Below are 13892 nucleotides of genomic sequence, written 5' to 3' on the forward strand. Positions count from 1 at the left end.
CCAGAACGCGGCGACCAACGACGGCGCGGCCGTTGTGCAGTTCAGCGATTGGGGCGGGGCCAACCAGCAGTGGCAGCTCGTCCGCGTCGACGGCGGCGGCGCCGCCTGCGGCCTTCCGTCGACGTACGAATGGACATCGACGGGTCCGCTCGCGGAACCGAGGAACGGCTCTGTCGCGCTCAAGGACTTCACCGCGGTCCGCCACAACGGCCAGTACCTCGTCTACGGGTCGACGCACGACACGGGAGACAGCTGGGGCTCGATGGCCTTCAGCCCGTTCACGAACTGGTCCGACATGGCCACCACGGGCCAGAACCAGATGCCGTTCAACGCCGTCGCGCCGACGCTCTTCTTCCACGCCCCGAAGAACACCTGGGTGCTCGCCTACCAGTGGGGCTGGCCGTACTCCTTCTCCTACCGCACGTCGAGCGACCCCGCCAACGTCAACGCCTGGGGCCCGCATCAGGAGCTCTTCACGGGAACCCTGCCCGCCGGGGCCCCCATCGACCAGACGCTCATCGCGGATGACAGGAACATGTACATGTTCTTCGCCGACGACCTCGGCAACATCTACCGGGCCAGCATGCCGCTCGGGAACTTCCCGGGCTCCTTCGGCTCGAACTACACGAAGATCATGAGCGACACGGCGAAGAACCTGTTCGAGGCGGTCGAGGTCTACAAGGTCCAGGGCCAGAACCTGTACCTCATGATCGTCGAGGCAAGGGGTGCCAACGAGGACCGCTTCTTCCGCTCGTTCACGGCCACCAGCCTGGACGGCACGTGGACACCGCAGGCCGACACCGAGGGCAACCCGTTCGCGGGCAAGGTCAATAGCGGGGCCACGTGGACCGACGACATCAGCCACGGCGACCTGGTGCGCACCAACCCCGACCAGACCAAGACCATCGACCCCTGCAACCTGCAGTTCCTCTACCAGGGACGCGACCCGAACTCTGACGGCATGGACTACGGCCTCCTGCCCTACCGGCCGGGTGTGCTGACACTGCAGCGCTAGCGGCACGACGCAGGTCCGTCTCGGGTGCTCCCGAGGCAGCGGGCGGGCTCGGTGCGAGACCGAGCCCGCCAGGATCAGACTGCCGTCGGGCCTCGGCGACCACGAGGGGCGTTCAGGGACCGGGAACGGCGAAACGGCACCTGCCCGGAGGCTGATGCCGTTCTTCCTATGGGTCAGGGTTCAAGTAAGAACCCAGTGGTGGAGCTTAGGGGATTCGAACCCCTGACCTTTTCCATGCCATGGAAACGCGCTACCAACTGCGCCAAAGCCCCTTGATTGGCGTTCCAGAGGTCTTGGACCTTGGAACCGGCACTAGTTTACACAGTGTTCGGGGGCCGCCCCAGGGAGGGGCTGGAGACGGCGGTCACGTTGGTGAGCTGGGGGTTTGCTTCGGGGAAAGAGGGAGGCCCCCGCGCATCATGCGCGGGGGCCTCCCCGGTTGCTCAGTCCCAGCTGAGGCCGGGGGCATAGCGGCGGGGGCGGAGTTTGGCGATGAGTTGGGCCGCGACGTCGAAGAGGCGGCCGGTGGAGCCGGGCGGGCCGACGAGTTGGACGGTGGCGGGGGCGCCGTCGCTGCGCATGCCGACCGGAACGATCAGGGCCGGGAGGCCGGCGAGGCCGAACGGGGCCGTGAAGGCGGCGGTGCTGGCGAGGTGTGTGACGTTGGCGCGCAGGGTCTCCGCGGACCACTCCTTGGCGGCGGGAGGCGCCGCGGGGAGGCCGGGGGTGATGAGGAGGTCGTAGTCCTCGAGGTCGAACCAGTCCTCGAGGTGGCGGCGGACGCGGTTGCCGTCGCCGAGGACACCGCCGAAGAGGCCGCGCAGGTAGGTCTTCTCACCCACGGAGACGAGCCGCTTGGTGCGCCGCTGGAGCCCGTCGGGGCCGCATTTGAGGCTGCGGAGGTACGCCGCGCAGGTCCAGGCCCCGGAGGAGGCCGGGGTGAGGCGGGCGCCGAAGCGGGGCTTGGCGCGGAAGGTCTCGTGGCCGAGGTCGGTGAGGGAGCGCACGGCTTTGAGGAGCCACTTCGTGGCGTCGTCGTCGACGCGGGCGGGCAGCGGCGCGACGTTGGTCGCGGCGATGCGGAGCCGTCCGGGGTCGCCGGTGGAGCGCGGGTGGCGGTGCGTGAGGGCCGCGTACGCGAGGGCGGCGTCCTCGACGGTGGTGGCCATGACGCCGGTGTGGGCGCCGAGCCAGTGCTCGGGGTCGGTGTTGATGTCGGCGGGGACGTGCTCGGGGCTGTAGGCGACGATGCCGCACGCGGCGGCCGCGGTGCGCACGCCGCCGGCCGAGCCCGGCCCGTCGAGGCCGATGCCGATCGGCGCGGCGCCGGTGGCGACGGCGAGCGCGGTGCCGCCGCTGGGGCCGCCGACGCCGCGGTCGGGCCGCCACGGGTTGGCCGGGATGTTCCCGTCGTCGTCGGTGGCGGGCCAGAGCCCGAGCTCGGAGGAGCGGCCGAAGGCCACGATCACGGCACCGGCCCCGCGGATGCGCTGCACCGCTTGATGGTCGGTGTCGGCGATCGGGAGGACGGCGGCGTTGGAGCCGAGCCGGGGCGCGTGCCCGGTGACGGCGAGCTGCTCGCAGACCGCCACGGGGACGCCCGCGGCGGGCAGGGAGTCGCGGTTGTCGATCTCGTCGACGGCCGCGGCCTCGGCGAGGGACTCGATCTTGCGGACGCTGGTGAGGGCGCCTTCGGCCTCGCGGTGGTCCTCGATGCGGCGGAGGTGGTGGTCGACGACGATCGCGGCGTCGGCGTCGCCGCGCCGGACCGCCTTGGCTATCTGCTGCGCGGTGGTTCCCGACCAGCTCACTGCACGTTCCTCTTTCTCGCGGGGGATTTTCAGGGGTGCGGGTGCGGTCCTGCTATCCCAGGGCCTGGCGCAGGTCGGCCAGGAGGTCGTCGGCGTCCTCGATGCCGACGGACAGGCGCACGAGGTCCGCGGGGACCTCGAGGGCGCTGCCGGCGGCGGAGGCGTGGGTCATGCGTCCGGGGTGCTCGATGAGGGATTCGACGCCGCCGAGCGATTCGCCCAGCGTGAACACCTCGGTGCGGGAGCACAGGTCGACCGCGGCCTGCTCGCCGTCCTTGTGGCGGAAGGAGATCATGCCGCCGTAGCGCTTCATCTGCTTGCCCGCCACGTCGTGTCCGGGGTGGGTCGAGAGGCCCGGGTAGCGGACCTCGGCGACCTTCGCGTGCCCGGCGAGGAATTCGGCGAGCGTCTCGGCGTTGTCGCAGTGGCGGTCCATGCGCACCCCGAGGGTCTTGATGCCGCGCAGGGTGAGGAAGGCGTCGAAGGGTCCGGCGACGCCGCCCATCGAGTTGTGGTGGAAGGCGATCGCGTCCGCGATCTCGGCGTCCTGCACGACGATCGCGCCGCCGACGACGTCGGAGTGGCCGCCGATGTACTTGGTCGTGGAGTGCACGACGAGGTCGGCGCCGAGCGCGAGCGGCTGCTGCAGGTACGGGCTGGCGAAGGTGTTGTCGACGACGACGAGCGCGCCCGCGCGGTGCGCGAGGTCGGCCAGCCGCTCGATGTCGGCGATGTTGAGCAGCGGGTTGGTGGGCGTCTCGATCCACACCATCTTGGTGCGCTCGTTCATGGCCGCGGCGACCGCGTCGACGTCGGTGATGGGGGCGGCGGTGTACGCGACGCCCCAGCGCTTGGCGACCTTGTCGAAGAGGCGGTACGTGCCGCCGTAGGCGTCGTTCGGGATGACGACGTGGTCTCCGGGGGCCAGGAGGGCGCGGAGGATGGTGTCCTCGGCGGCGAGGCCGGACGCGAACGCGAAGCCGCGGCTGCCGCCTTCGATCGAGGCGAGGCAGGTCTCGAGGGCGGTGCGGGTCGGGTTGCCCGACCGGGAGTACTCGTAGCCGCCGCGCAGGCCGCCGACGCCGTCCTGCTTGTACGTGGAGGTCGCGTAGATGGGCGGGACGACCGCGCCGGTGAGCGGGTCGGGCTCCTGCCCGGCGTGGATGGCGCGTGTGGAGAACCCCATAGCCTCATGCATGGTCCCTACGCTAACCGACGCGAGTACCACTGCCTATGGATAGGCACGCTATCGTGCAGACAACACTTTCCCACTTCAGTTAAGGGGCGCCTCATGGGCTTCGACGAAGTACACAAGATGGACATCACCGGTGACGGCGTCGACGAGACGGTCGGCGTGCGCCGCAACGAAGACGGCTCGGTCGAGTACCACGTGGACATCGACGGCGACGGCACCGCGGACATGAAGGCCGTGGACGTCGACGGCGACGGCGTCATCGACCACGTGCTGCTCGACCACGACGGCGACGGCAAGTACGACGCGGCCGTGGTGGACGCGGACGGCGACGGCGAGCTCGACGCCGTGGCCGAGAAGTAGGAAACCCCGCTCTCCTCGGCAGGACTGCCCGTCAGACTTCGCGCCGCGGACGCCCTTTCGGCAAGGGCGTCCGCGGCGTCGCTCATTCCTCGCCGCGCTCGGCTTTGGAGCGCTCGACGCAGAACTCGTTGCCTTCGGGGTCGAGCATGGTGACCCAGCCGGTGCCGTCGGGCCGGCGGTGGTCCTCGTAGACGGTGGCGCCGAGGGCGAGCAGGCGCTCGACCTCCTCGTCGCGGGTGGTGTCGGGGGTGATGTCCAGGTGGAGGCGGTTCTTCACCGTCTTGCCCTCGGGGACGTTGATGAAGAGGAGCCCGGGGTGGCCGCCGCCGGGGCCGATGAAGTTCTCCTCGTCCTCGGGCGCGTTGGGGTATTTCGGATGCTCGGTGTAGCCGGTCACCTGCGCCCAGAACTGCGAGAGGGCGTACCCGTCGCGGGCGTCGAACGTGACCTGGTTGATTGATGAGACCATGCGCATACGCTAACGTCCCGCTGCGACGGCTGGCGATCGTTATTTCCCCGTGACAGACTTGCCGGATGAGCACGCACCCGATCCTGCGGCACCCCATCGAAGGATCGCCCGGCCCGGACGCCGAGACGGCCTATTTCGGCATGGGCTGCTTCTGGGGTGCCGAACGCCTGTTCTGGCGCGTCCCCGGGGTGTGGACGACCTCCGTCGGCTACATGGGCGGCAACACCCAGAAGCCCTCCTACGAGGAGGTCTGCACGGGCCTGACCGGCCACGCCGAGGTCGTCAAGGTCGTGTGGGAACCCGGCGCGGTCGCCTACGAGCAGCTCCTCAAGGTGTTCTGGGAGAACCACGACCCGACGCAGGGCATGCGGCAGGGCAACGACGTGGGCACCCAGTACCGGTCGGTCCTGTTCACCACCACGCCCGAGCAGCGCGACGCCGCCGAGGCCAGCAAAGAGGTGTTCGAGCCGATCGTGCGCGCGGCCGGGCTCGGCCCGATCACGACCGCGATCGTCCCGGCCGGGCAGTACTGGCTTGCCGAGGAGTACCACCAGCAGTACCTGCACCACGTTCCGAACGGCTACTGCAACCACGGCCCCACCGGCCTTTCGTGCCCCGTGGGCGTCGTCAAGGCCCAGGTCGAGGTCGAACCGCCGCGCGGGTAAGGCGCCCAGGGTATTCGCGGCGGGCCGGGTAAGGCCCCTCAGTCGAAAGTAAGGGACTGAGGGGGTGCCGGGCCGGAAACTAAGGCGGGTAAGGGGCCGCACGACGCGGACGCCTGATGCCCCCTGACCGCCCTCAGCCGGAGGATTGGTGTCAGGCCGGAAAAGCCGGCCGCCGACACCAAAGGAAGTTCAGATGAACGACTTCGACCTCCACTACCTCCACTACGCCCGCTCGGAAGAGCTGATCCAGCAGGCGGAGCACGAGCGCCAGGCGCGCGAGCTCGTCAAGGCCGCGAAGGCGACCCGCCGCGGCGGGACCCGCGTCCGGCACGACGGCCTCGCCGCCCGCGTCGCCAAGGCCCTCGGCCGCGGCGACCAGCGCGGCAGCACCGCTGAACGGGGCTCCGCGCACTTCCCCGCCGCGAAATGACAGGCGCGGAACGTCATAGGAGCGTGTCATGATTGCTGACATGCCGCGCCTGGGTTCCGACCTCCCCCTGTTCGCCCGCGACGCCGAACTCGCCTCGCTCCGCGAATCGCTCCACGCCGCCCGCGCCGGCCGCCCCGCCACCGTCCTCGTCTCCGGGGACGCGGGGGTCGGTAAGACCCGGCTCCTCCACGAATTCAACGACAACGCCGGTGACGGTGTCCGCACCGTCACCGGCCACTGCCTCGACACCGCCGACTCCGCCCTCCCCTACCTCCCCTTCGCCGAAATCGTCGGCACCCTCGCCCGCGACAACCCCGAACTCGTCGCGAACCACCCCGGCCTCGGCCCGCTCCTCCCCGGCCACCCCGTCCCCGCCGAAGGGGACCTCGGCCGCCTCGGCCTCTTCGAAGCCCTTCACGCCGCCCTCGCCGACCTCTCCGCGACCAAGCCGCTCGTCCTCACCCTCGAAGACCTCCACTGGGCCGACCGCTCCAGCCGCGACCTCCTCGCCTTCCTCACCTCCCGCCTCACCGGCCAGCGCGTCCTCATCGTCGGCACCTACCGGGCCGACGCCGTCCACCGCGGCCACCCCCTCCGCCCCCTCCTGGCCGAACTCGTGCGACTCCCCGCCGTGCAGCGCCTCCACCTCGACCCGTTCGACGCCCAGCACGCCGCCGACTTCGTGCGCGAGCTCAACACCGGGCTCGACGAGGAGACCGTCTCCAAGATCGCCGCCGCCTCCGAGGGCAACGCGTTCCTCGCCGAAGAGCTCGCGGCCGCCGAGACCCACACGGTCACCTTCGAACTCGCCGAAGTCCTCCTCGCCCGCCTCGAACGCCTCCCCGAGGCCGCCAAGCAGGTCGTCCAGCTCGCCTCCGTCATGGGCCGCCGCTTCACCTACCGCCGCCTCAACGCCGCCGCCTGGTCGATGCTCGACGAGCACGGCCTCGGCCACGAGCGCGAACTCGACCAGGCCCTGCGCGCCGCGATCTCGCACGGCATCATCGTGCAGAAGAGCGCGGACACGTACGCGTTCCGCCACGCCCTCCTCGGCGAGGCCGTCTACTCCGACCTCCTTCCGGGCGAACGCATCCGCTACCACCAGAAGATCGCCGAATCGCTCGCCGACGACCACGGGAAGGGCGCCGAGGCCGAACTCGCCCACCACGCCTTCGAATCCGGCGACCTCGCCTGCGCCCTCTCGGCGTCCGTGCGCGCCGCCGACGAGGCCGTCGAACTCGCCGCCCCCGCCGAAGCCCTCCTCCACCTCGAACGGGCCCTGGCGCTGTTCGGGAAGGTCCCCGCCGAGCGGCGGCCCGAGGGCATCACCGAGCTGCGCCTCACCATCCGCGCCGCCGGGAACGCCGAAGCCTCCGGCGAGATCAAACGCGCCCAGTCGTATTCGGCCGCCGCCGTGCGCATCGCCGACGCCTCCGGCGACCGCATCATGGGCGCCTCCACCCGCCGCAAGTACGCCCGCCACCTCCTCACGATCGAAGGCGACGAGCAGGAGGCGCACCGCATCGCCTGGGAGGCATGGCAACTGGTGAAGGACGACGAGCCGCGCGCCGTCAAGGCCTTCACCCAGGCCACCCTCGCCCGCACCCTCTCGAGCATGCGCCGCCACGACGACGCCCTCGACTGGGCGGCAAAGGCCATCGCCACGGCCGAGGCGGTCGAGCACGACCCCGACGACGCCCACTTCGCCGCCAAGGCCGACGCGATGCTCACCGAGAGCCTCGTCCTCTACCGCAACGGCGAACGCTCCCTGGAGGGCACGATCGCCCGCCAGAACGAGGCCCTCGCGCTGGTGCGCGGCAGGGGCTGGCACGAGATCGAGCTCCGCGGCCACTTCAACCAGGGCCTCGTGCTCGTGGAGGTCGCCCGGATCGCCGAGGCCGCCGCCCACTTCGACGAAGGCATGGCGCTCGCCCGCCGCACCGGCCACAAATGGAGCGGCTTCGGGCTCGAGACCGCTGTCCGCCAGGTCATCTGCAACTACATGCTCGGCCGCTGGGACGATGTGGACGCGAACGGCGAGATGGCCTCCAGCGTCCTGCCCGGCGTCGTCCTCACCCGCCTCGCCGCCGCGGTGCTCCTCGTCGACGTCGCGCGCGGCCGGTTCGAGACCGCCGACCGGCGGCTCGACTACCTCGCCAACCGCTGGCAGCTCGACGGCCAGGTCCTCGCCCTCGCCTCCATGTGCGGCGCCGAGCTCGACCGCTGGCGCGGCCGCCCCGAAGAGGCCCTGCGCCGCGTCGAGCGCGCGACCGAGCGGATGACCCGCATGCGCGGCTACTACCTCGCCGGCGTCTCCGTCTGCGCCGTCGGCGTCGGCGCGGCCGCCGACCTCGCCCAGCGCCTGCGCCGCGACGGCGACGCGACCGGCGCGAAAGTCGCCGTCACGGCCGGCGAGCGCCTCGCCGAGCGGGCCCGGTTCTTCCTCGAGCACGGCCGCCCGCTCTCAGGGACCCTCGGTCCCGAGGGCCGCGCCTGGGCCGCCCAGCTCGACGCCGAGGAGTCCCGCCTCTACGGCGACGGCGACCCGGCCCTATGGCGCGCCGCCGCCGAAGCGTTCGACTACCGCGACCCCGAGTCCGACGAAGCCAAAGCGGCGCAGGCGAAACGCCAGCACATCGCACCCGTCGCGGTCCTCGGGGAGCAGGAGCGGCTCGAACTCGCACTGCAGGACCCGATCGCGTCCGAGACGCTGGCGCTCATCGACGCCGCCCGCAGCGGCGACCTCGACCCGGCCGCCTGCGAACCCAACTGGGCCGAGCCCTACCGGCAGGCGTATGCCCGCTGGCGGCTGGCCGAGGCGCTCCTCGCCTCCCCGGGCGCCGAGGCCCGCGCCGAAGCGGCCGCGGTGCTCACCGAAGCCAAGAAGACCGCGATCCGGCTCGACGCCGGCCCGCTCTGCGACGAGCTGTGCGCGCTGGCCGAGCGGGCGCGGCTGACTTCGGCGGTGCCGACCTCGACGCCGCTGACCCCGCGGGAGCTGGCGGTGGTGCGGCAGGTGGCGCGCGGGCTGACGAACAAGCAGATCGGCGCGGAGCTGTACATCTCGGAGAAGACCGTGAGCGTGCACCTCTCGCGGGCGATGGCGAAGCTCGAGGTCGCAGGCCGCGCCGCGGCGGTGAACGCCGCCCACCTGCGCGGCTACCTCACCGAGGACTGACAGCCGGGTCAGGCACCGCTACTGGAGGTTGACGCCGCCTCCCGTTGTAGTCCCCGGGTGGTACGCGGATTGTCTTCTCCGGCCCGATGTAACCGGCGGGCCGCCGCACGAATATTGCAACCATGAAGCGGCGTAAAGCACTCAAGTGGACCCTCGTCGGCGTCGGCGGCGGCGTCGGGGCGATCGCCCTCGGCGGGGCCGGGACGGTCGGCTACCTCTGGAGCCGGTCCAAGCTCGAGACCGCCGGCGAGGTCGACTTCGACACCCCGCTGGCCATCCCCCCGCTCGCCGAGTCGACCGAGGACGCCTCCGGCGCCCGGGTCTTCAACCTCGACATCCAGTCCGGCACGGTCGCCTTCAAGGACGGCCGCGAGACCGAGACCTGGGGCATCAACGGCGCCTTCCTCGGCCCGACCATCCGCGCCAAGCGCGGCGAGGAGGTCGCCTTCGCGGTGCACAACGGCCTCGACGAGGGCACCTCGATCCACTGGCACGGCATGCACCTGCCCTCGGTCATGGACGGCGGCCCCCACCAGGAGGTCGAACCGGGCGGCATCTGGGCTCCCCAGTGGACGATGAACCAGCCGGCCGCGACCCTCTGGTACCACCCGCACCCGCACGGCCGCACCGGGAACCACGTCTACCGGGGCCTGGCCGGGATGTTCATCGTCGACGACGACGAGTCCGAGGGGCTCAACCTGCCCGCCGAGTACGGCGTGGACGACGTCCCGATGATCGTGCAGGACCGCAAGTTCAACGGCGACAACCAGTTCGACGACAAAGCCCCGTTCATGAGCATGCAGGGCGTGCTCGGCGACGAGATCATGGTCAACGGCACCCTCGGCCCCTACTTCGACGTCACGACCCGCCTGGTGCGCCTGCGCCTGCTCAACGGCTCCGTCTCGCGCCTCTACAACTTCGGTTTCAGCGACGACCGGCCGTTCCAGCTCATCGCCACCGACGGCGGGCTGCTGCCCGAGGCCTGGGAGACCGACCGGCTCCAGCTCTCACCGGGCGAGCGCGCCGAGATCGTGGTCGCCTTCGAGCCCGGCGAGTCCGTCGTGCTCCGCTCCCACCCGGCCGACGAGGGCTACGAAGGCCCGCTCGGGCGCCTCAACGGGGGCGAAGACCTGCTCGACATCTGCGAGTTCCGCGCCGCGGGCTCCCTCGCCGACACCACCGAGGTCCCGTCGGTCATGGGCACCGCTCCGGACCTCGCCGACGCCGAGATCGCCGCCGAGCGCTCGTTCTCGCTCTCGGGCTTCAACCAGATCAACGGGGAGTCCATGGACCCCATGCGCATCGACTTCGGCGTCCGCGAGGGCACCGTCGAGGTGTGGGAGGTCCAGAACGCGGACGGCTTCATGCACAACTTCCACGTCCACGACGTCCAGTACCAGGTCCTCTCGGTCGACGGCGAGGAGCCGCCGCCGCGCCTGCGCGGCTGGAAGGACACCGTCCAGCTGGTCCCGCAGGTCGAGTACCGGCTGGCGATGCGCTTCGCCGACTACACCGACCCGAACCTGCCGTACATGTACCACTGCCACATCCTCGCCCACGAGGACTCGGGGATGATGGGCCAGTTCGTGGTCCTCGGCGAGGGCGAGGAGATCGGCACCGTCCCGGTCAGCGCCTCCGCCACGGGCCACGGCGGGCACGGCTAGGCCGCTCCGGACCGCGAGGGTCCGGGGACCGACGCGGCGCAGAGCCGTCCCGCCCGTAGGCACCACGAACGGGACGGCCCTGCGCCGCAACGCTTTCCGCTAGAGAACGTAGGTGCCGATGAGGTTCGCGAGCGTGCGGATGTCCACCCTGCCCTTGAATTCGAAGCGCACCTTGCCGAGACCGCTGAACCACAGGTCGAGTTCGGCGTCGAGGTCGAAGTTGCCGGCCGTCTCGACCGAGAACGCCTGGATCTTGCTGTACGGCAGGGAGGTGTAGTCGCGCTTCTTGCCGGTGATGCCCTGCGCGTTGACGGCGATGGCGCGCTTGTTCGTGAAGACCACGAAGTCCCGCACCGACTTGAACGCCGAGACCAGTTGCTCGCCCTGCACCAGCAGCGGCTGCAGGTCCGCGGCAATGGTGCCGGGATCGATCTGCTGGAGTTTGAAGAGGGAGCCGTTCGAGAAGTCGATCATCGGCTCATCGTACTGACCCCAGTGGACCGGCGGGGCCCGTGGAAGCGGACGGCGCGGGCCGGGAGCCCTGGTCAGGGTCCCGTCCCGCTACGCGATGAGATTGCGGGGGAAGCAGTTACGGATCAGAGGGTGCAGTTCGCGATGTGCTTGGCGATCGCGGGGAGGTCGACGTTCTCCGTGAACTCGAAGCGGACCTTGCCGAGCCCGGAGAACCACATGTCGAGCTCGCCGTCGTTGTCCATGAGGCCGTCGGTCTCGACCGAGTAGGCCTGGATCTTGTTGTAGGGCAGGGAGGCGTAGTCCTTCTTGCGACCGGTGATGCCCTGGACGTTGACGGCGATGACCCGCTTGTTCGTGAAGACCACGTAGTCGCGCACGCCTTCGAAGGCCAGCGCGACCGCTTCGCCGTCGGCCAGCAGCGGCTGGACCTCATCGGTGAAGGCGGGGTCGTCGGTGAGCTTGAGCTTGAAGATGGAGCCGTTCTCGAAATCGATCATGCGGGCAGGATATCGGTAGCGCACTGCGGCCGTGTCGCGCCTAATACTCCTCGGCCGCAAGCGCAGTGGCTTGTGCGATCACCACTTTGAGCGGACGGCCGAGCGCGGCCGCGGCGGTGGCGGCGTCCTCGTACTCGACCGAGGCGTTGACGACCTCGCCGTGCTCGAGCGCGATCTTCACCCCGATCTCATGACCGTCCACATTGACATGCTTGTACTGCCGCTCGAGCGCGTACTTCTCGATCTCATAGGAGCGCATGCCGATCGTGGTCGTGTGACGGACCAGCGCCGACCGTACCGCTGCGATCATTTCGGGGCGGCACAGCACATGGACCGTGTGCGCTGGGCGGCCCTTCTTCATGAAGATCGGCGTCAACCAGGCGTCCGACGCCCCGGCCGCGAGCAGCGCCGCCAGCGCGGCGGGCCACACCCGCGGATCGAGATCATCCACATTGGTCTCGATGACGACGGGCTTCGCGCTTGGAGCCGGTGACCCCTGGTGCGCCTGCGCCGCAGGCGGAGCGTGCTCGGACGCTGGAGCGACGTGCTCGTGCGCGCTGTGGTCGTGTCCATGACCGTGGTCGTGGCCGTGCGCACCATGCGAGTGCCCGTGAGGGCCGTGTCCCGAAGCGTCGCCGTGGTCATGTCCGCCGCGATGCACATGGGCCGAACCGGTCCTTCGCGCGGGCGTCACCTCGTGTCCGACGATGAGCCGCAGCAGGTTCGCCCGCTCCTGCGGGTCGCGTCCGCCCGCGCCGACGCCGATCCGGTCGACCACCAGCTCCGGCAAAGACCCGTACCCCGCAGCCGCCGCGGCCACGATGGCCGCGCCCGTAGGCGTGCACGCCTCGTACGGCACCGCCCCGACCACGGGCGCACCCGCGTCGGCCAGGACCCGCAGCACCGCCGGGGCCGGGAGCGGGATCGACCCGTGCGAGCCGCGCGTCGTGCCGCCGCCCACGGTCACCGTCGAAGCGGTGAGCCGCTCGATCCCCAAGGCCGCCAAGCCCGCCGCCGCGCCCACGATGTCCGCGATCGAGTCGAGCGCGCCCACCTCGTGGAAGTGCACGTCCTCCTCGGCGATCCCGTGCGCGGCCGCCTCCGCCGCCGCCAGGCGCGCGAACGCGCCCAGCGCCAGATCCCGCACGGCCGCATCGAGATCCGCACCTTCGAGCATCGCCCGGATCGACCGCCAGCGCCGGTCCGTCGCCACCTCGGGGGCCTCGACATCGACCTTCACGGCGACCAGGCCGTGCCGCGTCACCTTTTTGGCGCGCAAGCGGATCGGCTCGGTCCCGAGCGCATCGACGGCCGCCTGCATCATCGCGAGGTCCACCCCGGCGTCGACCAGCGCGCCCAGGAACATGTCCCCGCTCGCGCCCGCCGAGCAGTCCAGCCACGCGATCGAACGCGCCGCACCGCCCTTCACGACCGGTCCGCCTTCACGCCCAGGATCCGAGACGCGGCCACGGCCGCCCCGAACCCGTTGTCGATGTTCACCACGGTCACCCCCGGCGAGCAGGAGTTCAGCATCGTCAGCAGCGGCGCGAGCCCCCCGAACGCCGCCCCGTACCCGACCGAGGTCGGCACCGCGACCACCGGCGCGGCCACCAGGCCCGCCACCACCGAAGGCAGCGCCCCGTCCATGCCCGCCACCACGATCACGCAGGCCGCCTCGCGCAGCTCCCCGATCTTGTCGAGCAGCCGGTGCAGCCCCGCCACGCCCACGTCGGCGATCAGACGCGTGTCGATCCCGTTGGCCCGGGCCACGATCTCGGCCTCTCGCGCCACCGGCAGGTCCGAGGTCCCCGCGCAGACGACCGCGAGCAGCCCGGACTCGGCCTCGGGGAACGCGCCGACCGCGCACACCCCGGCCTCGACCAGCACTTCGTCGCCGAACGCCCCCCGCACGGCAGCCACGCACGCGTCGTCGCAGCGGGTCGCCACCGCCACCCGGCCCGGGTGCGCCTCGCGCAGCGCCGCGAGCGCCCCCACGACCTGCTCGGGCGTCTTCCCTGCCGCGTACACGGCCTCGGCCGTCCCGGTCCGCGCCGGGCGGCCGGTGTCGATCTTGGCCCAGCCCAGGTCGCGGTAGCCGCCTTCCTCAATTTCCACGCCTCGATACTCCCATCCG

Annotated in this window: 13 protein-coding genes and 1 tRNA gene; 6 read left to right on the forward strand and 8 right to left on the reverse strand. The window is 71.0% G+C overall.

Annotated elements, in window-relative coordinates; all coding sequences use genetic code 11:
* A partial coding sequence (locus J5V16_RS14810) for a non-reducing end alpha-L-arabinofuranosidase family hydrolase (RefSeq protein ID WP_208497147.1) occupies positions 1 to 1015 on the forward strand: 1015 nt, incomplete at its 5' end.
* Between the two features lie 196 nt (positions 1016 to 1211).
* Here the strand turns inward: J5V16_RS14810 and J5V16_RS14815 are convergent.
* The 3 genes from J5V16_RS14815 to J5V16_RS14825 form a co-directional block, all read right to left on the reverse strand.
* Positions 1212 to 1287: transfer RNA gene (locus tag J5V16_RS14815), tRNA-Ala, on the reverse strand.
* 171 nt (positions 1288 to 1458) lie between these two features.
* A complete protein-coding gene (locus J5V16_RS14820; protein WP_208497149.1) occupies positions 1459 to 2826 on the reverse strand; it encodes an amidase in 1368 nt (455 codons plus the stop codon).
* Positions 2827 to 2878: 52 nt separating this feature from the next.
* On the reverse strand, positions 2879 to 4024 hold the full coding sequence (locus J5V16_RS14825; RefSeq protein WP_208497151.1) for a cystathionine gamma-synthase: 1146 nt from the start codon (positions 4022 to 4024) through the stop codon (positions 2879 to 2881).
* Positions 4025 to 4117: 93 nt separating this feature from the next.
* Here J5V16_RS14825 and J5V16_RS14830 point away from each other — a divergent pair, with 93 nt between their 5' ends.
* Positions 4118 to 4381, forward strand: a complete 264-nt coding sequence (locus J5V16_RS14830) for a hypothetical protein (RefSeq protein ID WP_208497153.1) — start codon at positions 4118 to 4120, stop codon at positions 4379 to 4381.
* 82 nt (positions 4382 to 4463) lie between these two features.
* Here J5V16_RS14830 and J5V16_RS14835 read toward each other — a convergent pair whose 3' ends face one another.
* The gene (locus J5V16_RS14835; RefSeq protein ID WP_208497155.1) at positions 4464 to 4850 is read right to left on the reverse strand and encodes a VOC family protein; all 387 of its coding nucleotides are present in this window, start codon (positions 4848 to 4850) and stop codon (positions 4464 to 4466) included.
* 65 nt (positions 4851 to 4915) lie between these two features.
* Here J5V16_RS14835 and msrA point away from each other — a divergent pair, with 65 nt between their 5' ends.
* From msrA to J5V16_RS14855, 4 genes are all read left to right on the forward strand, one after another.
* Positions 4916 to 5515, forward strand: coding sequence for a peptide-methionine (S)-S-oxide reductase MsrA (msrA, locus tag J5V16_RS14840; RefSeq protein WP_208497158.1), 600 nt, complete (start codon positions 4916 to 4918; stop codon positions 5513 to 5515).
* A gap of 193 nt (positions 5516 to 5708) precedes the next feature.
* A complete protein-coding gene (locus J5V16_RS14845) occupies positions 5709 to 5945 on the forward strand; it encodes a hypothetical protein (protein ID WP_208497160.1) in 237 nt (78 codons plus the stop codon).
* A gap of 28 nt (positions 5946 to 5973) precedes the next feature.
* Positions 5974 to 9123, forward strand: a complete 3150-nt coding sequence (locus J5V16_RS14850; RefSeq protein WP_208497162.1) for a helix-turn-helix transcriptional regulator — start codon at positions 5974 to 5976, stop codon at positions 9121 to 9123.
* 122 nt (positions 9124 to 9245) lie between these two features.
* Entirely contained in the window at positions 9246 to 10787 is a 1542-nt protein-coding gene (locus J5V16_RS14855; protein ID WP_208497164.1) for a multicopper oxidase family protein, read from the forward strand.
* A gap of 99 nt (positions 10788 to 10886) precedes the next feature.
* On the opposite strand, the gene J5V16_RS14860 is transcribed toward J5V16_RS14855, so the two are convergent.
* The 4 genes from J5V16_RS14860 to larB all read right to left on the reverse strand — a co-directional run bounded on the left by J5V16_RS14860 (position 10887) and on the right by larB (position 13873).
* On the reverse strand, positions 10887 to 11261 hold the full coding sequence (locus J5V16_RS14860) for a PH domain-containing protein (RefSeq protein WP_208497166.1): 375 nt from the start codon (positions 11259 to 11261) through the stop codon (positions 10887 to 10889).
* A gap of 122 nt (positions 11262 to 11383) precedes the next feature.
* Entirely contained in the window at positions 11384 to 11758 is a 375-nt protein-coding gene (locus J5V16_RS14865) for a PH domain-containing protein (protein WP_208497168.1), read from the reverse strand.
* 40 nt (positions 11759 to 11798) lie between these two features.
* Complete coding sequence (gene larC, locus J5V16_RS14870; protein WP_307792975.1) at positions 11799 to 13187, reverse strand: nickel pincer cofactor biosynthesis protein LarC; 1389 nt, start codon at positions 13185 to 13187, stop codon at positions 11799 to 11801.
* Entirely contained in the window at positions 13184 to 13873 is a 690-nt protein-coding gene (gene larB / locus J5V16_RS14875; protein ID WP_307792976.1) for a nickel pincer cofactor biosynthesis protein LarB, read from the reverse strand. Before larB ends, larC begins: the two co-directional genes overlap by 4 nt.
* Between the last annotated feature and the right edge of the window lie 19 nt (positions 13874 to 13892).

The sequence above is a fragment of the Glycomyces niveus genome (assembly GCF_017592475.1).
Taxonomy (GTDB): Bacteria; Actinomycetota; Actinomycetes; order Mycobacteriales; family Micromonosporaceae; genus Glycomyces; species Glycomyces niveus.